Here is a 22,546-nt window from a genome sequence, read left to right on the forward strand (position 1 = left end):
ATGAAAACTAGAACAATTACGGGCCTCGTCGCCTTGTTGGTCTTGTTGCCAATTGTTTGGTATGGTTCGTGGCCATTAGTTCTCGGAACAGCTGCAATGGGCGTTATAGGTGTTTCAGAAATGTTCGCAATGAAGAAAAAGAATTTTTGGAGTTTAACAGGAATATTGACATCCTTGGCGACAGTGATGATCATTGTACCAACGACTTATTTATCGTTTTTACCACAAGGGATTGACATTACGACTGTATTTTTCCTGTTTGCAATGACGTTATTAGTGATGACTGTTTTATCAAAGAACGATTTTACTTTTGATGATGCAGGGGTCTTTTTACTAGCTGCAATCTATATTGGAACAGGCTTCCATTATTTTTTACAGACAGCGTTATTCAGTTTTAGAATGGTCTTGTTTGTATTACTATTAATCTGGGCAACAGATATCGGAGCCTATTTAGTTGGAAAACAATTTGGAAAAATAAAATTAGCACCGGTTATTAGTCCTAATAAAACAATTGAAGGTTCTCTTGGAGGAATGGTACTATCAGTTATTTGTGGTATACTCTTTATTCAATGGTATAACCCTTTAAACTTATCAATCCCCATTGTTATATTGCTTGCAGTATTAACATCTATTGTCGGGCAATTAGGTGATTTAACAGAATCAGCCTACAAACGTTATTTTGGCGTAAAAGACTCTGGTAAAATTTTACCTGGGCACGGTGGTATTTTAGACCGTTTTGACAGTATGTTATTCGTTATGCCACTCTTTCAACTCCTACTAGCAATTTTTAATATCAACTAACCATCCCAGTATAACAGTTAGGAAGTGCATCATTTTGATAAGAACAATTATCACCTTTATCATCATTTTCAGTGTTCTAGTGATTATCCATGAATTTGGTCATTTTTATTTTGCTAAACGAGCAGGAATTTTAGTGAGGGAATTTGCTATTGGCATGGGCCCTAAAATTTTTTCTTACCGCAAAAACAATACCACTTACACCGTTCGTCTATTACCGCTTGGGGGCTATGTCCGAATGGCTGGTTACGGAGACGATGAAACGGAGTTAAAGGCGGGAATGCCGCTCAGCGTTGTTTTGGATGGAAAAGGAGACGTTACTCACATTAACTTGAGTGAAAAGCAACTTATTGATGCTGTTCCTCTCGAACTTACTCACTTTGATTTGGATCGCGATATGGTGATTGAGGGCGTTGTTCCTGGTCAGGAACAAGCAAGCCGATATGGCGTAAAACGAGATGCTTTAATTATTGAAACTGACGGAACAGAAGTACAAGTGGCTCCTATTGATGTTCAATTCCAATCGGCTTCCTTGTTTAACCGTATGCTAACAAACTTTGCAGGGCCAATGAATAACTTTATTTTAGGTGTTATTGTTTTTTCTTCCTTAGCTTTTATGCAAGGTGGGGTAGCAGTCAATCGTTCTCAAGTAGGGGATGTCGTTACAAATAGTCCTGCACAAGAAGCAGGTATTCAAGCCAATGATGTCATAACGGCTATTAACGGTCAGGAAGTTAGCACTTGGTCTGAAATGACCGCACTAATTCAAGAAAATCCAGGTAAAGATATGGAGCTTTTAATTGAGCGAGATGAAGAGGAACAACATATTCAGCTAACCTCAGATCCTGAAACAGGACTGATTGGTATTCAACAAAGTATTGATCGCTCTTTTGGGGCTAAAATCATGTATGGTTTTTCTCAAACTTGGTTTGTAATCAGTTCTATATTCAGCCTCATTTTGTCAATGTTTACTAAGGGATTTGATATAAATGCCTTTGGTGGGCCTGTAGCGATATACGCTGCAACGGAAGAAGTCGTTAGCTATGGTTTTTATAGTATTTTAAGTTTCTTAGGGTTTTTAAGTGTTAACTTAGGTACTGTTAATCTCTTACCGATCCCGGCCCTAGATGGCGGTAAAATCCTGCTTAACATTATAGAGGGTGTGAGAGGCAAACCACTAGAACCTGAAAAAGAGGGTATTATTACTGTTATCGGTGTTGGTTTACTCTTTATATTGATGATTTTAATTACATGGAATGATATCCAAAGATTCTTCTTTGGTGGCTAATAAACTAAAAAAGTTCAAAGATCTCAATCAATGATGTCTTTGACTTTTTTTCTTGATAGAAAGTTGGGTAGATTGGATGAATAAAAAAGAACTTTTCCAGCAGCTGCTAGAACAAATTCAGCTGAAAAATGAGGTAGACTATCTACCGTATTTTAATGAGGGTGAAGTAGAGCAAGTTTATGTTTATAAAAAATCAAAAGTTTGGCATTTTATCCTTCGCTTCCCTGATATTTTACCTTTTGAAATCTTTCAAGCCTTGACCTCGAATTTAACACGCGCTTTTAAGACCATTGCAGACATTGATTTGCAATTAAAGGCTGAAAAGCCGGTAATTACTGATGAAAAAATTATAGATTATTGGGACACAGTCATTAATCGTAGTAATATCTCGTCACCAATCGTAAAAGACATTTTGAGAAATCACGCACCTATTGTACAAGATGGTGTTGTGACATTACAGTTAGCTAATGAAATTACTAAAAACCACTTGAAAGACAATTATCTCTCTCTTATTCAACAAAATTTCTTAGTCCTAGGTTTTCCAGAGTTTAAAATTCAAGTTGAGTTGAATGAAAAAGCATCTGAAGAGATGCGTACACGCTACTTGGAACGTAAAGAAGAACAAGAAGCGATTATGATTCAGCAAGCTGAGAAAAACTTGAAGATTTATGAAGCAGAGCAAAGTAAGAAAGCCGATAACGGTGGTATGGTTGAAGGACCACTTCAGCTTGGCTCTAATATTCCAGATAAAGAAGAGCCGAGACAAATGATTTCAATAACAGAAGAGGAACGGTCTGTTATTGTTCAAGGACATGTTTTTGATAGTGAGGTCAGAGAACTGCGTTCGGGAAGAAAGTTACTTATTTTTAAAGTGACTGACTATTCTTCTTCATTTAGTGTGAAGATTTTTTCTAATAATGAAAAAGATGAAGCAAACTTTGAAAAAGTGAAAAAGGGCATTTGGGTTCGGGTTCGAGGTAGTGTTCAAGAAGATACCTTTATGAGAGATCTCGTGATTAATGCGAGAGATGTTAATGAAGTAAACGTTCCTGAACGTAAAGATTATGCTCCTGACAATGAAAAACGTGTGGAACTGCACTTACATTCGAATATGAGTTCAATGGATGCGACGAATAGTGTATCTGATTTAGTTGCTCAGGCAGCTAAGTGGGGCCATAAAGCCATTGCAATTACTGACCATGCGACTGCTCAAGCCTATCCAGATGCTCACGCTGCCGGCCAAAAGCATGGCATAAAAATCCTTTACGGTGTTGAAGCAAACATTGTCGATGATGGGGTTCCCGTTGCCTACAATCCTGTTCACAAAGAGTTATCAGAAAGTACTTATGTTGTCTTTGACGTTGAGACAACCGGGCTATCAGCCGTTTACGATACCATTATTGAGATTGCGGCCGTTAAAATGTACAAGGGAAATGTGATTGATACATTCGAAGCATTTATCAATCCTGGGGTTGCCTTATCACAACTCATCATTAACTTAACAGGGATTACAGATTCGATGTTACGCGATGCACCGAATGAAGCAGCTGTTATGCCTAAATTCCGGGAGTTCTGTGAAGACGGTATTTTAGTTGCCCATAATGCATCATTTGATATGGGTTTCATTAACAAATCCTATGAACGTTTAGGGTTAGGAGAAGCACCAAATCCTGTTATTGATACACTGGAGATGTCTCGCTTTTTACATCCGCAACTAAAATCACATCGTTTGAACACACTAGCTAAACGTTACAACGTTAATCTGGAACAGCATCACCGGGCTGTTTTTGATGCGGAAACAACAGGCCATTTGTGCTGGATTTTTATAAAAGAAGCTAAGGAAGATCACAATATCCTCTATCACGATCAACTAAATGATGGTGTTGGAAAAGGGGACTCCTATAAACAAGCGCGTCCATTCCATGCGACGATTATAGCCAAAAACCAGGACGGTCTAAAAGATTTATTTGAATTACTCAGTCTGTCATTTGTGCAGTACTATTACCGAGTACCTCGTATCCCACGCAGTCTCTTAATGGAGAAACGTGAAAATTTATTAATTGGATCTGCTTGTAGCAATGGCGAAATATTTGAAGCTATGATGCAAAAAGGTAAAGAAGAAGCCAGTGAGCGTGCAAAATTCTACGATTACATCGAAGTCATGCCAAAAGGGATTTATAAACCTCTTATTGAACGTGAATTAGTGAAGAATGAAAGTGATTTAGAAGAAATCATTTCCGAGCTTGTTACAATTGGTAAGGAACTAAATAAACCCGTTGTGGCAACAGGGAATGTCCATTATTTAAACCGTGAAGATGCCATTTACCGTGAAATTTTGTTAGGATCACTCAAAATTAACCAAGGTAAAAAGCTAAACTTGCCGGAAGCACATTTTAGATCAACCGATGAGATGTTGAATGATTTTAAATTCTTAGGTAAAGAGGTCGCTAAGGAAATTGTTGTTGAGAATCCTAACCATGTTGTCGATATGGTTGAAGAGATTACGCCAATTAAAGATAAATTATATACACCAAATATCGAAGGCGCCAACGACGAAATTAAAGAGCTCTCTTATAATGAAGCGAAACGCCTTTATGGTAAAGATTTGCCAGACATTGTTGTCAAGCGGTTAGAAAAGGAACTAAAAAGTATTATTGGGAATGGGTTCGCTGTTATCTACTTGATTTCACAAAAACTTGTTCATAAATCCAATGAGGACGGCTATCTTGTTGGGTCACGGGGGTCAGTTGGTTCAAGTTTTGTGGCTACTATGACGGGGATTACGGAAGTAAATCCGTTACCGCCTCACTACCGCTGTCCAGGCTGTCATTATAGTCACTTCATTAATGACGGGTCGATTGGTTCTGGTTATGACTTGGAAGAAAAAGCATGTCCAAGCTGTGGCACGATGATGGACCGTGACGGCCATGATATTCCATTTGAAACATTCTTGGGCTTCTATGGGGATAAAGTTCCCGATATCGATTTGAACTTCTCGGGTGAGTATCAAGCACAAGCCCATGCTTATACGAAAGTTCTTTTTGGTGAAGACTATGTATTCCGTGCAGGAACAATTGGTACAGTAGCGGATAAAACAGCTTATGGTTATGTTAAAGGTTACGAACGAGATCATGGTTATCATTATTCAGCTGCAGAAGTTGATCGGTTAGCTAAAGGCTGTACAGGTGTTAAACGGACAACCGGACAGCATCCGGGTGGGATTATTGTTATTCCAGACTATATGGACGTTTATGATTTTACACCAATCCAATTCCCTGCTGATGACCAATCATCCGAATGGAAAACAACTCACTTTGACTTCCATTCTATTCATGACAATGTCTTGAAACTGGATATTCTAGGTCACGATGATCCGACAATGATTCGGATGTTGCAAGACTTATCCGGTATTGATCCTGTTACGATTCCACCAAATGATCCTGAGGTTATGAAGATATTCTCTGGAACAGAGGTCTTGGGTGTCACACCAGAGCAAATTTTTAGTAAGACAGGTACACTAGGTGTTCCGGAGTTTGGAACGCGCTTTGTTCGGGGCATGCTCGAACAAACGAAACCAGCAACCTTTGCCGAATTACTTCAAATTTCAGGTCTATCGCATGGGACCGACGTTTATTTAGGGAATGCGGAAACCTTAATTCGTGAAAATAATATTCCACTTGCCGATGTTATCGGCTGTCGTGATGATATTATGGTTTACTTAATCTATCATGGCATGGAAGATGGTATTGCGTTCAAGATTATGGAGAGTGTTCGTAAAGGTAAAGGCATTCCAGATGACTGGCAAGCAGACATGCGAGCTAATAATATTCCAGAATGGTATATTCAATCGTGCTTAAAAATCAAATACATGTTTCCGAAAGCCCATGCGGCAGCCTATGTTTTAATGGCACTTCGTGTTGCTTACTTTAAAGTTCACGATCCAATCTTGTATTACTGCGCTTATTTCTCAGTTCGTGCTTACGACTTTGATTTGGTAGCTATGTCACAAGGTAAAGAAGCCATTAAAGCTAAAATGAAAGAGATTATGGATAAAGGGCTAGAAGCATCGGTTAAGGAGAAGAACCTCTTAACGGTACTTGAAATCGCTAATGAAATGGTAGAACGCGGCTTTGAATTTAAAATGATTGATATTGATCGCTCTAATGCCACCAACTTCATTATTGATGGTAATAGCTTAATTGCGCCATTTAGAGCAGTACCAAGTTTGGGAGAAAACGTGGCCAAGCAAATTGTCATTGCGCGTGAAGAACAACCATTCTTATCAAAACAAGATTTACAAACAAGAGGTAAAGTCTCTAAAACCATTATTGAGTACATGACTGAAAATGGTGTTTTAGACGGTATGCCAGATGAAAACCAATTGTCACTATTTGACTTCTAAAAAGCCGCTTTTCTTGCTTTTTAAGGATAGATAGTGTATGCTTTATAAAGAATAAAGTTGCTGAGGGAGTGAGCGGAGACGCTCGCTCTTTTTAACGCATAGGGCACTAAAATTTGATTTGAGAGATTATAAAGGGAGGGTTTTTGTGAGCCGAGTAGTTGATGTTGTAAAGGAAGCAGTCTTGCCTGTTGTCGATGAACGTAACTTTGAATTGGTTGACGTAGAATTTTTGAAAGAAGGTAAAAATTGGTTTTTACGTATCTACATTGATAAACCAGGTGGAATTGATATTGAAGAATGTGCATGGGTAAGTGAGCGCGTCAGCGATATTATGGATCAAATGGATCCAGATCCAATTCCTCAGGCTTATTTCTTAGAAGTATCCTCTCCGGGTGCAGAAAGACCATTAAAGACAGATAAAGACTTACAAAATGCCGTTGGAAGCTACGTCAACTTGTCTTATTACCAAGCCATCGATGGAGAAAAATCCCACGAAGGAACGCTTTTAGAAGTTACAGAAGACAACGTGAAACTTGAAATTAAAATTAAAACACGTGTGAAAACAATTGAAATTCCGCGTGAAAAAATTGCGAAAGCAAGACTAGCCATCCAATTTTAAAGTGAAGCAGGGAGTGAATTAGAAAAATGAATAAAGATATGCTTAGTGCTCTAGATGTATTAGAAAAAGATAAAGGTATTTCAAAAGAGATTGTCATAAGTGCTCTTGAGGCAGCTTTAGTTTCTGCATATAAACGTAACTATGGACAAGCACAAAATGTTGATGTTGAATTTAACGAAAAAAATGGTGATATCCATGTTTATTCAGTTAAAGAAGTTGTCGATATGGTGTTTGACTCAACTTTAGAAGTAAGCATCGAAGATGCGATTGAAATTAATAAAGGCTACGAAATCGGTGATAAAATTCGCTTTGAAGTGACACCACGTGACTTTGGACGAATTGCAGCACAAACAGCTAAACAAGTTATTATGCAGCGTATCCGTGAAGCAGAACGCAGTATTATTTATGATGAGTTCATTGCTTATGAGAATGATATTTTAAATGGTGTTGTTGAAAGACAAGATTCTCGTTATATCTATGTTAACTTAGGTAAAATCGAAGCTGTTCTATCAAAACAAGAACAAATTCCAGGAGAAGAGTTCCAACCACATGACCGTATTAAGGTTTATGTGACAAAAGTTGAAAACACATCAAAAGGCCCTCAAATTTTTGTAAGTAGAAGCCACCCTGATTTGTTGAAACGTTTATTCGAACAAGAAGTTCCTGAAATTTATGACGGTGTTGTTGAAATTATTTCAATCGCTCGTGAAGCAGGGGACCGTTCGAAAATCGCTGTTCGCTCACGCGACGTTAACGTTGATCCAGTCGGAACATGTGTAGGCCCTCGCGGACAACGTGTTCAAGCGATTGTTAATGAATTAAAAGGCGAAAACATGGATATTGTGAAGTGGGATGAAGACCCAGCACAATATATTGCAAATGCTCTAAACCCAGCACAAGTGGTTCATGTTGACTTTGAACCTGCAAAAGGTAGCTGTACAGTTGTTGTTCCTGATTATCAATTATCACTTGCCATTGGTAAACGTGGACAAAACGCACGTCTAGCTGCTAAACTAACAGGCTTTAAAATTGATATTAAATCAGAAACAGATTATGGTGTCATGATGGCAGAACAAGCTGACACATCAGAAGTTGTTGAAGAAGAGATTTATATATCAGATATTGATGAAGTTCTTGAGATGGATGCTGTTAATCCAGCAGAAGTCATTCAACAAGTAGATGAAGTCGCTGAAGATATCTTGGATGCTGACGAAACAGAAAATCGTATCGCTGAAGTGGAATTAGATCCTGAAGAAGATTATAACGAATTATTAAATGACTCTGATCAATAAATAAGAGGTGACGCTTTATGAAGAAAAAGAAGATTCCAATGCGTCGTTGCATTGTATCAAATGAAATGAAGCCTAAAAAAGAAATGATTCGAATCGTAAGAACACCAGAAGGGATTCTTGAAATAGACCCCTCTGGAAAAAAGAATGGTAGAGGTGCGTACGTTTCTTTAGAACCTGAATTAGTTGAAAAAGCTAAGAAGAACAAGATGTTTGAGCGTCAGTTCGAAGTAGAAGTATCCGACGACTTTTACCAAGAATTATACGATTACGTTGATCACCAAAAAGCTAGGAGCCAGATTAATGGAACAGTCTAAAAAGCAACTGAACCTACTTGGCATTGCAACACGAGCAAGAAAGCTAATTAGCGGGGAAGAGCTAACGATTAAAGCGATTCAACGTCATGAAGCGAAACTTGTTATTGTTGCAACTGATTGTAGCGATAATACAAAAGAAAAACTATTAAACAAATGCACCTACTATAAGGTTCCTTTTGATAGCTCATTCACATCTGATGAAATAAGCATTGCAATTGGAAAAAGTCGCTCAATTTGTGCCTTTACTGAAAAGGGATTTGCTGACAGTTATTTAAAGCTGAAAGGAACGAACAATATGAGATAAGGACGGTGAAGACATGGTTAAAAAAAGAGTCTACGAATATGCTAAAGAACATAACACATCTAGTAAGGACGTTATCGAAAAAGCAAAACAAGCGGGACTAAACTTTCAAAGCCACATGTCAATAATGGAAGATGAGGATGTTAAAAAAATGGATAAACAAATGAAGAGTAAGAATGAAGCGCCTGTATCTTCCCATAACAAGAAAAATACAACAGTTTCACAAAAAACAACAACGACTAACCAAAGTGCTAAGCCAGCAAGTAAACCTGCTGCTAAAAAAGCTGACGGACAAAAGCCAGCAAGCCAAGGCAACCGTCAACCTGCACGAGGTGGAAATCAAAGTAACTTTAATAATAATAGAGGTAAAGGCGGCTTTAACAAACGTAACAACCGTAATAAAAAGCGTGATAACCGTGCGCCTAAACCACCTGTACCACAACGTAAATTCCGTGAATTGCCAGAAACATTTATTTATACAGAAGGTATGAATATTCAAGATGTTGCTAAAAAACTACACCGTGAACCAGCAGAAATCATTAAAAAATTGTTCATGATGGGGATTGTAGCAACTCAAAATCAACCGCTAGATGCTGAAACACTAGAGTTGATTGCAGCTGATTATGGCATTAACGCAGAACAAAAAATAGAAGTTGATATTTCTGACTTGGAAGTTTACTTCGAAGAAGATGATAACAAAGAAGAAATGACAACTCGTCCACCAGTTGTTACCATTATGGGACACGTTGACCATGGTAAAACAACACTACTTGACTCACTTAGAAATACAAAAGTAAGTTTAAGTGAAGCTGGTGGAATTACACAGCATATCGGTGCTTACCAAGTTGAAATTGATAAAAAACCAATCACATTCTTGGATACACCAGGACATGCGGCCTTTACAACGATGCGTGCGCGTGGAGCGGACGTAACAGATATTACGATTATCGTTGTTGCAGCTGATGATGGTGTTATGCCACAAACAGTTGAAGCGATTAACCATGCGAAAGCAGCAGATGTTCCGATTATCGTAGCAGTTAACAAAATTGACAAACCGACAGCGAACCCTGACCGCGTTATGCAAGAATTAACAGAACATGGTTTAATTCCTGAATCATGGGGTGGCGATACCATCTTCGTTAACATCTCAGCTAAATTTGGTGAAGGTATCGACGAACTATTAGAAATGATTTTATTAGTTGCTGAAGTACAAGAACTGAAAGCTAATCCAAATCGTTTAGCAATCGGTAGTGTCATTGAAGCACGTCTTGATAAATCAAAAGGACCGATTTCAACATTACTAGTACAAGCTGGAACATTAAAAGTAGGAGATCCTATCGTTGTAGGTAATACATTCGGTCGTGTTCGTGCGATGACTAACGATCAAGGTCGCCGTGTAAAAACAGCTGGACCATCTATGCCTGTAGAAATTACTGGCTTGAACGAAGCACCTCAAGCTGGTGACCGTTTCGTAGTCTTTGAAGACGAAAAAACGGCACGTTCAGTTGGGGAAGATCGTACTAAACGTGCACAAGTTGAATCACGTAACAACCAAAACCGAGTGACATTAGATAACTTATTCTCTAGCTTGAAAGAGGGAGAATTGAAAGAAGTTGGCATTATTATTAAAGCTGACGTTCAAGGTTCGGTTGAAGCACTTGCTGGAAGTTTACAAAAGATTGAAGTAGAAGGCGTTCGTATCCGTATTATTCACTCGGCTGTAGGTGCGATTAACGAAAGTGATATCACACTAGCTGCAGCAAGTAATGCGATTATTATCGGGTTTAACGTTCGTGCAACACCTCAAGCTAAGATTCAAGCAGACCAAGAAAGTGTTGATATTCGTCTTCACCGTGTTATCTATAGCGCAATTGAAGAGATTGAAACAGCTATGAAAGGGATGCTTGATCCTGAGTACGAAGAAAAAATCACTGGATCTGCGCTTATTCGTGAGACGTTTAAAGTATCTAAAGTGGGTACAATCGGTGGTGCATTCGTTACTGATGGTGTCATCAAACGTAGCAGTGGCGTTCGTGTTATTCGTGATAACATTGTTATCTTTGAAGGCGAACTAGCGAGCTTGAAACGCTTTAAAGACGATGCTCGTGAAGTAGCAAAAGGATTTGAATGTGGTTTAATGATTGAAGGCTACAACGATATTCGCGAAGATGATGTCATCGAAGCATTCGAAATGGTTGAAATCGTTAGAAAATAACGTTATCCTGTTACTACGACAGCTATAAAGGAGAGAATGACATGGCAAACTATCGCGCTGGTAGAGTAAAGCAAGAAATCTTACGTGAAGTAAACACCATTTTGTCAAAAAACATCAAAGATCCACGTATCAAAGATGTGACAATTACTGATGTTGACCTAACGGGTGACTTGCAAAACGCAACCATTTACTATAGTACGCTTCAAGAACTAGCAAGTGACCGTGAAAAGGTTCAGCTAGGCTTGGAAAAAGCAACAGGCCTAATTCGTAAAGAATTAGGATCAAAATTATCTTTATATCGTACGCCAGAAATAGAATTCAAGCGTGATGAATCAATCGCGTATGGTAATAAGATTGAAGAATTAATTCGTCAAATCCACGATGAGGATGACGCGAGATAATGGAAAAACACTAGGGAGTTCAGCTCCCTAGTGTCTTTTTGTCCTAACTGTAAGATACAGATCAAAAAAGACAGCTGTATCTTACAGTTAGGCTCTAGAATGTAAGATACAACCTCCCAATAACGATCTGTATCTTACATTTCTACTCTCAAATGTAAGATACAGAAGAGATTTCAGAGTTGTATCGACTAACTAAAACGGGATATATTCTTACAGACACTATTTTTACTGTTATATGATAAAATGAATTACAAAAGACAATAAAGAAGGTGAACAAATGAGTCTTCAATTTATTTTAGGTCAAGCAACGGCAGATAAGCGACATGCCTATATTACTGACATAAAAGCCCGACTTAGAAATAATCCTCAAGCTAAAGTGTTCATTGTCGTACCTGAACACGCCAAGTTTGAAGGTGAGATGACTGTATTAGAAGATTTATGGAAGCAAGACGATGAGCAACACGCATTTTATGGATCAATTAACCTTCAAATTTTTAGTTTCAGCCGACTAGCTTGGTTTTTTCTAAAAGATGAAGAAATTTATCAAAAAAAGCGATTAACGGATATCGGAATCAGTATGCTATTAAGAAAGCTATTGCTTGAGTCACGGGAAGATTTTATTTTATTTAGACGAGAAATTGAAAAAGATGGTTTCATTGAGCAGTTGACTATGCTCTTTAAAGAGTTTAAAGCTGGAAATATCAGCATAGAGGACTTAGAGCAAGCGGTTGACCGTGAATCTCGTTCAACACGCTTGTTAGATCAACAACAAAAATTAAAAGAGATTTTGCACATTTACCGTCAATACTGCGCGGTCGTTGATGAGAACTATGTTCAATATGAGTTATTGCTAGAAACATTAGCTCAAACGATCTATAGTAGCGAGATGGGCGAGACTTACTTATATATCGATGGTTATTATCATTTTACTGCACAGGAAATGCAAATTATTCAGGCTTTTCTGCATCAAGCCAGTCAGGTCACCATTGTTTTAGATTTAGATAAAGCTTATATTGACCAGCCACCTGAATTACAGAACCTGTTCCATGCTGCTGGTTCAACTTATTTCCATTTATATCAATTTGCACGTTCCAATGGTGTCCCTGTCTTACAAGACCAGCGGATTACGAAAGATACGGATGGCTATGATCCAGCTATGCTTCAACTCGACCGTTATTGGGTGAATAGTTCATCTGGAAATAGAAGTAGGTTAACGATAGAATCTAACGAAGATACGACGCCATCAGACAAAATACATATTTGGTCATGTGACAATAAGCAAGCTGAAATGTTCCATGTTGCCAATAGTATTAATCGTTTGATGATTGAAAAAGGCTATCGATACAAGGACTTTTTAATTATGGCTCGACGAGTAGAAGATTACGAAACTATTTTGAAACCACTTTTTGAAAAAGCAAATTTAAATGTCTTTTATGATAAGGCCGATGAAATGCAACACCATCCATTTGCTGATTTTCTTGACAGCTTATTCCGAATAAAGTTCCATTACTGGCGCTATCCTGATTTAATGCGGATGCTGCGAACAGAACTTTTTCTTCCACAAACTGAAGAGAAACTTTCGTTGGAAGTTCGAAAAGAACAAGTCACCATTTACCGTGATATCATCGATAAGACTGAAAATATTATGCTAGCTTTCGGTTATGAAGGAAATGCATGGTTTAAAAAGACAGAGTGGTCTGCTTATCAGTTCAATGAGCTGGAAGAAGGGGAGGAAACTCCTCAACAACCGCTAGGAATGGCAGAAGCTAACCAAGTAAAAACTTTCCTTCAGGAGCGTTTATTGCCGTTCTACAAGCAATTAGAAAAAGTTAAAACAGGGCGGGAAGCTGCTAGCTTGCTTTACCATTTCTTAGAAACTAACAAAATTGACCAACAGCTTCTATTTTGGAGAGATTTAGCTATTGAAGAAAATGATTTAGAAAAAGCCCGTCAGCATGAGCAAGTTTGGAAGACGTTTATTTCGTTACTCGATGAATATGTCGAAACGCTGGGTGATTATGAGTTCGATGCCAAGATGTTCTATGATATTTTGATGACTGGTTTAGAAAATGCGACCTTTAGTATTGTGCCGCCAACGCTCGATGAGGTCATTTTCTCAAGCATTGAAGGAGCGCGATTCCAGACTGCAAAGGTAGCCTTTATCATTGGTGCTACTCAAGATAATTTACCTAAAGTTCATGAAAATAAATCGTTGTTAACGGAAGAAGAACGAGAAAGTTTACAGACTAGTTTGCAGGCCGATAGCAAGTATTTGAATCAGTCTGTCTCAGAATCGACAGCTTCAGAGCCATTTGTGGCTTATCAAGCCTTTTTAGCGGCTACTGATCAGTTGTTTATCACTTATCCTTTAAGTATTGATGGCAGCAATCGTGTCCAAAAGATTTCTCCTTATGTTTCTCGAATCGCAAAAGATCTCAAGATTCCTACTCAATATAAGGCAGCTGATATCACTGATTCAGACAATCAAATGGATTTCATAGGAAATAAAATCCAAAATATTAGTCAATTAGTTAAATTAATTCGTCATCAAGTCACATCAGAACAGAAAATGCCAGTAATCTGGCGACGAATTTTATCTTACCTTTACCGAGATGAAACAGTCTCAGCTGATTTAGAACGTATTTTTAGAAGTTTAAAATACAAGAATATTCCTAGCCATTTAACAGCAGAACTTGCTGAGAAACTCTATGGGAAAAATCTTTTTCTATCCGTTTCACAACTGGAAAGTTATTATTTAGATGCCTATAGTCATTTCTTAAAATACGGTTTAAAGCTAAAAGAAAGACAAAAGTATGAACTTACAGCGGCGGGAACAGGTGAATTTTACCATGAAGCTTTAGAATATATTGTTTCTCGAATGGCACAAGAGCCACTTTTAACACCGCAATCAATTGATCAGATTACTTCTGACGTGTTAGATATGCTGTTTGGGTCTCATAAATACCAGATCCTTTCCAGTTCAAATCGAATGAGCTTTATTCAGGACCAGTTACGAGATACGATTAGTCATCTATCACAAATGCTCTTTAAGCAACAAAACTTAACCCATTTCCAAAATATTAAAACCGAAGCAGTCTTTGGACCACCAGGTTTGAATAATGACTTGGAAGGAATGGTTTTCCCTTTAAACAACAATCGTAAGCTCTATTTAAGAGGGAAAATAGACCGAATCGATAAAGTCGAATCGAACGGGCAACTTTATTTATCTGTTCTAGACTATAAATCAAGCCAACATAGCTTCCAGTTTATCGATGCTTATTATGGATTGGCTATGCAGATGATTACGTATTTAGATGTAGCAATGCTTAATGCAGACCGGCTTAACCTCAGCAATGCAAAAGCAGCCGGGGCCTTTTACTTACACGTTAAAAATCCACTCCTAAAGGTCCTAAAACGCCCTGAGGAAGAGGAACTAACGCAATTATTACTCGGTGAACATAAGCTTAAAGGCTTATTAGTCGCTGAAACCGACTTAACAGCTGCTATTGAACCGGATATAGAAGCAGGTCAATCAGGATTAGTATTGCCTTTCCGCTATAAAAAATCAGGTGATTTCTATTCTAATTCCAACGATTTAGTTAGTCGGCAAGAATTGGATTTATTAATTAAGAACAACCGTCGCCGTATTCAAGAAGCCGGTAATCAAATTTTATCTGGCGACTTAAAGATGAATCCTGTTAAGGATCGCTTATTTATACCGTCAGTTCAAGGGCCTTACCGGGCTATTTCACAGTTTGACAGTACCTTAATAGAAAACCGCTATCGTCGTCTTGAAAAACTCAATAAGGCGATGGTATTAGAGAAACTAAAGCAAGAATTTGAAGAGGAGGATGAGACAGATGGCCATGATACCACCAAAAACGACCAATGATCGCTTTACTGATGATCAATGGCAAGCCATTTATCAAACAGGTGACAATATTTTAGTCGCAGCCTCTGCAGGTTCAGGTAAAACGACTGTTTTAGTGCAACGGATTATTGAAAAAGTAAAAAATGGGACGAACGTCGATGAACTTTTAGTTGTCACGTTTACAGAGTCAGCTGCCGTTGAAATGAAAGAGAGAATTGGTGTGGCCATTCAAGAAGCGATTAACACAGCAGTCAACGATGAACAGTATCGGCATTTAATGCGTCAAGTCACCTTATTGCCGCAAGCACATATTTCAACCATCCATGCCTTCTGTTTAAAAGTGATTCAGCGCTTTTTCTATCTAATTGAAATTGATCCTGTTTTCCGTATTGTCGCTGATAATATTGAAGTTGAAATGACTAAAGAAGATGTTTGGGAACAACTAAAAGAAGAGCAATACGGCATTGCCGGCACAACCTTCAAGCAACTGGCTCGGGCGTATTCCAATGACCGCAGTGATGAGGGCTTAAAAACACTCATTTTCTCTCTTTATAACTTCTCACGGGCAAATCCTGATCCAACGCGGTGGATTAATTCCCTTGGAGATTTGTATGATTTAACGGATGGCTTAGTAAATAGTCGTCTCTATCAAGAATTACTTCTTCCACAAATGAAAACGGAGCTTGAGTCAGCTATTTACAGCTTAGAGATGGGCATTCATCAAGCCGGTGAATCGGAGCATACCTTAAAACATCACGATTTAATGATGGCTGAGCGTGATGGTATTATTGCTATTCAAGACGCAGTAATGACCAGTCGTTATCAAGAGGCCTATGATTTAATTGATCGCATGACGTTCGAACGATGGCCGTCTGTGAAAAAGGATAATCCTGATAAAGAGCTGATTCAAGATATGAAGCGATTAAGAGACCAGGCCAAGCAAACTGCAATCAATGTAAAAGAGCAGTTTTTCAGCCGACCTCTGGATGAACAAGAAGAGATGATTCAGCAAACTAAACCGTTTATTGAAGAAATGATCCGTGTTACGTTACTATTTACAGATATGTATTGGCAAAAGAAACAAGCAGATAGTGCGCTTGATTTCAATGACTTGGAGCATATAACACTCGATATTTTAATGCCTTTAAAAGACGGCAAACGTCAGCCTAGTGAAGCAAGCTTATATTATCGCCAAAAGTTTGAGGAAGTATTGATTGATGAATACCAAGATGTTAACCAGCTGCAAGAAAGTATTCTGTATGGCGTAACGAGACATCAGCCAGAAACAGAAAACTTATTTATGGTAGGGGATGTCAAACAATCTATCTATGCTTTCCGTTTAGCGGATCCTGGTTTATTTTTAGCGAAATATGAACAGTTCGCGGAAAAAGAGGGCGGCGAACGGATTATATTAGCTGAAAACTTCCGTTCAAGAGGCGAGGTTATTTCCTTTACTAACTTTATTTTTACCCAGCTGATGGATAAAGCAGTAGGGCAAATGGCTTATGATAAACTCGCTGAATTAAAGCAAGGTAATTTGTCATTTCCAGATGTTTCCGACTGCAAAACTGAACTGTTAATTTATTTAAAAGGGAAATCAGACGAGGAGACACTAGCAGCAGAAGACCACCTTCAAGAAGATGTTGACTTTGAAGCTGCTATTGATGATAAGGCGACGGGTGAAGTGACCATGGTTGCTCAAACCATCAAAGACTTGATTCAAAACAAACAGACCATTTATGACAAGACAACAAAATCTCAGCGACTGATTGGTTTTAAAGACATTGTCTTATTGACACCGACTAAGAAAAATAATTTATTGATTCTAGAAACCTTTAAAGAATACGGCATTCCTGTCATTTTAAATGACTCACAGAGCTTCTTCCAGCGAACAGAAATCACTGTGATGCTATCTCTACTAAAGGTGGTTGATAATCCAAGGCAAGACATTCCACTAGCTGCAGTCTTACGATCGCCTATTGTCGGCTTAAATGAACGCCAATTAGCAACTATTCGATTAAGCCAGCCTAGCGGAGACTACTATGATGCCGTTCAACATTTTTTAAGTGACTATGAAGAAGGAAAACTCGAAAAAACAAGCGAAACAATGAGTTGTTATGAAAAAGTAACTGCCTTTATGATACAGTTAAATCGCTGGCGAGATTTTACAAAACAAAGTAATCTTGTCCAATTAATTTGGCGAATTTATGAAGAAACAAACTTTATAGATTATGTTGGTGGAATGGCCTCTGGTAAGCAACGTGTTGCTAATCTGCATGCCCTTTATGAGCGTGCTAAAAAATACGAATCATCCAACTATAAAGGTCTTTTCCAGTTTGTTCGCTTTATTGAACGCATCCAGGACCGTGATCAAGATCTAGCTGAGCCAACAACCTTTAGTGAAGACGAAGATGCCGTTCGTATTATGACTATTCATGCTAGTAAAGGGTTAGAGTTCCCAATTGTGTTTATTATGGATATGTCCAAACAGTTTAATATGCAAGATTTACGGAAACCGTATGTCTTTTCTGACCGTTATGGGGTGGGTACTGACTTTATTGATGTCGATCAGCGGATTAAGTACCCCTCACTAGTTACTTATGCCTTTGCCAATGATAAGAAAAAGAACCTGTTAGCTGAAGAAATGAGAAAGCTCTATGTTGCCTTGACGAGGGCAGAGCAAAAACTCTACTTAGTTGGGTCTTATGAATCAAAAGAAAAAATGTGGCAAGAATGGGGCAAAGCCGATGAAGCTGCTGGCCGTTTACTACCAGATCATTTGCGCTTAGCTGCAAATAATTTCATGCAATGGGTAGGCTTAAGCTTGTATCGTCACCAGCTCGTTGACCCTGATTCTGAAATCAAGACTTACCGTGGCGAAATCAGCCAATATCCGGTGACCTTTGATGTGTCCTTTTATAGTGCTGATGACCTATTAGGGAATATTGTGACCGTTAATTTAGACGACGATATTGACTGGGATAATCATATCCAAACAACCATTCAACAAGCAGATACAATTGAACGCGAGCTTGATTTCAAAACAGCAGTTGCCCTAATGGCATATACTTACCCGCACGAAGCTGCAACACAAACAACTAGCTATCAATCTGTATCAGAAATCAAGCGACTATTTGAAGATCCTGACAATGCCCAGTTGTTGCAACTCGATGTTAGTCAGCAAAGTGGTAGAGGACGTTACGTCGAACCTAGCTTACAGCGTCCGAATTTTTTGCAGGAAGAAAGCCAACCGACACAAGCCGAAATAGGGACAGCCGTTCACTATGTTCTACAAAATGTGGTTCTTTCCGAATCGGTTACAGCTGAAAAACTTGATTCCTTAATTCATCAATTAGTTTCAAAAGGAACTATTAAGGAAAATGTTGGTAAGCGAATTGATAAACAGCTTATTTTAGACTTTTTTGAAACAGCGCTTGGTCAACGTATTCAAGAACATGCCAACTTGGTTCATCAAGAAGTACCATTTACCATGTTGATGAAGGCAGGGCATATTTTTGAAGGCATTTCACCAGATTCAGATGACAATTTACTCATTCACGGGATTATCGATGGTTTTATTGAGTTTGATGATCATATTATCTTGTTTGATTTTAAAACAGATTATGTCGGCAATAAACAAGATGAGATTATCGCTAAATATAAAGGACAGATGATTGTCTACCGAGAAGCTCTCGAGAAAATTAAGCAGAAAAAGGTGACTGAAGCCTATATTTGTTTACTCTCTGCTAATCAAAATATTTTATTATAGTCAAAAACGAGAGTGGGAAAAAAGGCGTTTAGCCCCGAATCGTTGGACCGAAAAAACGCAGGGTGGTCGTAGACCATCCGAGTATTATTCGGGAAACGCATGTCGGGGCTGCCTTTTTGAGCACGTTTGCGCAACAATTATTCGTATATAAAAAAGGGACTGGAGTTATTTCCCAGTCCCTGTTTGAGTGAATAGAAGGGCAATTTCTCGTTTCTACTCGCTCAAAAGGAGGGGACTGGGAAAAAACTCAGTCCCTGAATAAAGAAAATCCCCAACTCTTTCTAAATTGAAGGAGTTGGGGATTTTATTGTTTTAAAAGACATAGTGAGCCAAATACCTTATAATTTAAGTACGACCAAAAACCAAAGGAGTGACTCACCATGTATCAAAATTATAACACAATGGAGACGGCCTTAGCACTACAATTGGATTTTACAATCCCGAGTGATCACGAAGCACGCCTCATCAGCCGTTTCGTCGATTCGATTCCTTCGGAATTTCTCCTGGAAGAGACGTCTCATACAGGTCGCCCTGCCTTTCATCCCGCGATGCTTTTGAAGATGTGCTTATTTGCCTATAGCCGCACCACATTTTCCGGACGCAAAATGGAACGCATGAATGAAGAATCGATTCCCATGAAGTGGTTGACAGGCGACACTTCTGTTAGCTACAAGACAATCAACAATTTCCGTTCAAGCGAGCATGCATCAAAGCTTATTAAGTATGCCTTCATTCTTTTCACAACACTCTTGAGTGACAACGGCTTGATTCACGAAGATGCGTTATATATCGACGGTACGAAGATACAAGCCGATGCAAATATTTATAGTTTTACTTGGAAGAAAGCAATCGAACGCTATGAAGCAAAACTCAATGATAACGTTTCGAAATTGTATGATGAACTCGTCCAAGCAAAAGTAAACCTCGCTTTATCGGAAGAGACATTGAAAACAGCAGAAGGTATTAAAGAAATAATCGGTTCTCTCGACAAGGAACTTGTGGCCGTCGAAGCTGCGATTACAGAAGAAAAAGTGGTTCCTAAAGGTGGTTCGGAACAGAAGCGACGTCGTCGCATCCTCAAAAAATACCGGAATAAATGTAAAAAAGATTTCTTACCGCGTAAGCAACGCTATGAAGAAGCAAACGCCACATTTGAAGACCGAAACAGTTTCTCTAAAACAGATACGGACGCAACGTTCATGTGCATGAAAGAAGATCCGATGAAGAACCGTGAGTTGAAACCGGGCTATAATCTTCAGGTCGCATCGAGCAATCAGTTTGTCATCGCCTATGATATTTTTTCAAATCCGACGGATACACGCACGTTTATCCCTTTTTTGGAATCCATTCAAACGTTGGATTTATTCACGTATATCGCTGCAGATGCCGGTTATGGCAGCGAAGAAAATTACGAGGCGGTTCTGGATACCTTTGGTAAGGTTCCGCTCATCCCATACGGCATGTATCATAAAGAAAACACTAAAGCCTATCGCTCTAATCCTAAACACCGCTATAACTGGGATTATGACGAGATCGAGGATGCCTATACAGATTTAGACGGTGTACGCTTTAGTTTCTCGCATTACAGTACGCGAAATGATAAGAATGGTTTTCAAAGACAATTTAAAGTATACAAGGCTGATGTGGAACAACAGGACGAGTCGCGCAATCAATTAGCCAAGACACCGAAAGGTGCCCAGCGCCAGACAGCGGTCAACTATAACTGGGAATACTTCAAGCAGCATGTAAAAGAAAGCCTTGAGAGCGATCGTGGAAAAGAAATCTACGCACAACGAAAAATCGACGTAGAAACTGTTTTTGGTCGTATGAAAGGTGTATTTGGCATGCGCAGAACTCATGTCAGAGGCAAGCAAGCCGTTCATAATGACATCGGGATCATGCTTATGAGCATGAATCTTACAAAACTAGCCCTTGAGGCTAGAAGAAAAGCGGAAGCTTTTTACAAAAATCCAGTGAAAAATAAAAATCGCAATGAAACAATCAGAATTATGATTATTTCATTACGCTTTTTTTATTTAAGGCTAGTTATTTCCCAGTCCCCTCCTTTTTTAATTAATAACTATAAACATTACCAGCATTCCACAATAGGAATTCAGTAACACCATGATCATTTAGTGCTTGTACTTGTGCCATAACTTCTTCGTTGCCGTAGTCTTTATAATAACCAGCGCCTAAGTATGAAGCTGTAAAGTCTTGTAACCATGGGCGAGTCACTGGTGTATGGTCTAATGACTCAAGTAAAGGTAATTCCACCTTCATGTATTCATCAACCACCTCATAAGGGTGTAAGTCTGGTGCATCAATCCCAAAGTAAGATGCGCCCCAATGACTTGGATAAATCATAGATGAAATAACATCGACATGAGAAGCAATATTGCTGAAGTTTTGTCCAATACCGGGTGCTTCTGGAACTGTTGCAGCATAACCGAAAATATCAACGGATACTTCAACACCGTACGGCATCAATTGTTCGCGGGCATAAGCTACAAAATCAGAGACAGCAGCCACACGTTTTTGAACATCATCCATATCAGCATCTGCATAGTCACCCATATCATAAACTAAGTCTTCTCCCCATACTTCAAATCCTTCTGGGAAACGAACATAGTCAAACTGGATTTCCTTAAAGCCAACTTTAGCCGCTTCAATTCCAACATTTATGGCGTAATCCCATGTCTCTTTCATAAAGGGATTAATAAAAGCTTCACCATTGCCAGCTGTCCAAACTTCACCACTAGGATAACGGAAGGACATTTCAGGTTGTGTTTTTGGTAGTTCTGAATCTTTAAAGGCAACCACACGCGCGATGGGATAAATTTGATTCTCTTCTAATTTTCCAATTAACGCATCAATATCCTCAATAGTAGTAATGGTGTTACTTTGTAAATGTTCATCATCCGTATCGAATTGTGTTGTAACAAAACCAAAATCATCTTTAATATCAATAACCATAGCATTTAAATCATTGCTGTTTAAATAACTAATCATATCATCCATTTTCTCAGTGCTACCGGCTGAATTAGCTGTTAAGTAAATGCCTTTAACCCCATCTTCCGGGTAAGCTATGTCAACACCACTATCATAGAAAAACTTTTTCGGCAGACTCTTAACTTCAGGAGCCTTTAAAAACGGTTCTTGTCTTAATGATAATGTAGTCGCTTCTTGGACTTCACTTGCTTTTACTTCTGACATAAAAGGGGATCCTAAAGTCAGTAATGCAGAAGCTGTTAGTAATTTTAAAAATCGATGTGTCAT

The 22,546-nt window shown here is 38.6% G+C and carries 13 protein-coding genes; 12 read left to right on the forward strand and 1 reads right to left on the reverse strand.

Annotation, left to right across the window (positions count from 1 at the left end; all coding sequences use genetic code 11):
* The 12 genes from BW721_RS03110 to BW721_RS03165 all read left to right on the forward strand — a co-directional run bounded on the left by BW721_RS03110 (nt 1) and on the right by BW721_RS03165 (nt 21,390).
* Entirely contained in the window at nt 1-801 is an 801-nt protein-coding gene (locus BW721_RS03110; RefSeq protein WP_076766007.1) for a phosphatidate cytidylyltransferase, read from the forward strand.
* 37 nt (nt 802-838) lie between these two features.
* Nucleotides 839-2,086 carry an RIP metalloprotease RseP gene (rseP, locus tag BW721_RS03115; protein WP_198031428.1) on the forward strand — a complete coding sequence of 416 codons (1,248 nt, stop codon included), beginning with the start codon at nt 839-841 and terminating at the stop codon, nt 2,084-2,086.
* 76 nt (nt 2,087-2,162) lie between these two features.
* Nucleotides 2,163-6,488 (forward strand): PolC-type DNA polymerase III, encoded by a 4,326-nt coding sequence (locus BW721_RS03120; RefSeq protein ID WP_076766011.1) that lies wholly within the window; start codon nt 2,163-2,165, stop codon nt 6,486-6,488.
* Between the two features lie 145 nt (nt 6,489-6,633).
* A complete protein-coding gene (gene rimP / locus BW721_RS03125; RefSeq protein ID WP_076766013.1) occupies nt 6,634-7,107 on the forward strand; it encodes a ribosome maturation factor RimP in 474 nt (157 codons plus the stop codon).
* Nucleotides 7,108-7,133: 26 nt separating this feature from the next.
* Nucleotides 7,134-8,399, forward strand: coding sequence for a transcription termination factor NusA (gene nusA, locus BW721_RS03130; protein WP_076766015.1), 1,266 nt, complete (start codon nt 7,134-7,136; stop codon nt 8,397-8,399).
* A 17-nt stretch (nt 8,400-8,416) separates the two neighbouring features.
* Nucleotides 8,417-8,713, forward strand: a complete 297-nt coding sequence (gene rnpM, locus BW721_RS03135) for an RNase P modulator RnpM (protein ID WP_076766017.1) — start codon at nt 8,417-8,419, stop codon at nt 8,711-8,713.
* Nucleotides 8,700-9,017 (forward strand): L7Ae/L30e/S12e/Gadd45 family ribosomal protein, encoded by a 318-nt coding sequence (locus tag BW721_RS03140; protein WP_076766019.1) that lies wholly within the window; start codon nt 8,700-8,702, stop codon nt 9,015-9,017. Before rnpM ends, BW721_RS03140 begins: the two co-directional genes overlap by 14 nt.
* A gap of 13 nt (nt 9,018-9,030) precedes the next feature.
* The gene (gene infB, locus BW721_RS03145; RefSeq protein ID WP_076766021.1) at nt 9,031-11,229 is read left to right on the forward strand and encodes a translation initiation factor IF-2; all 2,199 of its coding nucleotides are present in this window, start codon (nt 9,031-9,033) and stop codon (nt 11,227-11,229) included.
* A 41-nt stretch (nt 11,230-11,270) separates the two neighbouring features.
* Complete coding sequence (rbfA, locus tag BW721_RS03150) at nt 11,271-11,630, forward strand: 30S ribosome-binding factor RbfA (protein ID WP_076766023.1); 360 nt, start codon at nt 11,271-11,273, stop codon at nt 11,628-11,630.
* 277 nt (nt 11,631-11,907) lie between these two features.
* Nucleotides 11,908-15,522: a PD-(D/E)XK nuclease family protein gene (locus BW721_RS03155; protein WP_076766025.1), complete on the forward strand. Its 3,615-nt coding sequence runs from the start codon at nt 11,908-11,910 to the stop codon at nt 15,520-15,522.
* Nucleotides 15,491-19,270 carry a helicase-exonuclease AddAB subunit AddA gene (addA, locus tag BW721_RS03160; protein ID WP_076766029.1) on the forward strand — a complete coding sequence of 1,260 codons (3,780 nt, stop codon included), beginning with the start codon at nt 15,491-15,493 and terminating at the stop codon, nt 19,268-19,270. Before BW721_RS03155 ends, addA begins: the two co-directional genes overlap by 32 nt.
* Nucleotides 19,271-19,650: 380 nt before the next feature.
* The gene (locus tag BW721_RS03165; RefSeq protein ID WP_076766031.1) at nt 19,651-21,390 is read left to right on the forward strand and encodes an IS1182 family transposase; all 1,740 of its coding nucleotides are present in this window, start codon (nt 19,651-19,653) and stop codon (nt 21,388-21,390) included.
* On the opposite strand, the gene BW721_RS03170 is transcribed toward BW721_RS03165, so the two are convergent.
* Nucleotides 21,344-22,546 carry a putative glycoside hydrolase gene (locus BW721_RS03170; RefSeq protein ID WP_076766033.1) on the reverse strand — a complete coding sequence of 401 codons (1,203 nt, stop codon included), beginning with the start codon at nt 22,544-22,546 and terminating at the stop codon, nt 21,344-21,346. The genes BW721_RS03165 and BW721_RS03170 overlap by 47 nt on opposite strands.

Source organism: Jeotgalibaca sp. PTS2502 (assembly GCF_001975685.1).
GTDB lineage: Bacteria > Bacillota > Bacilli > Lactobacillales > Aerococcaceae > Jeotgalibaca > Jeotgalibaca arthritidis.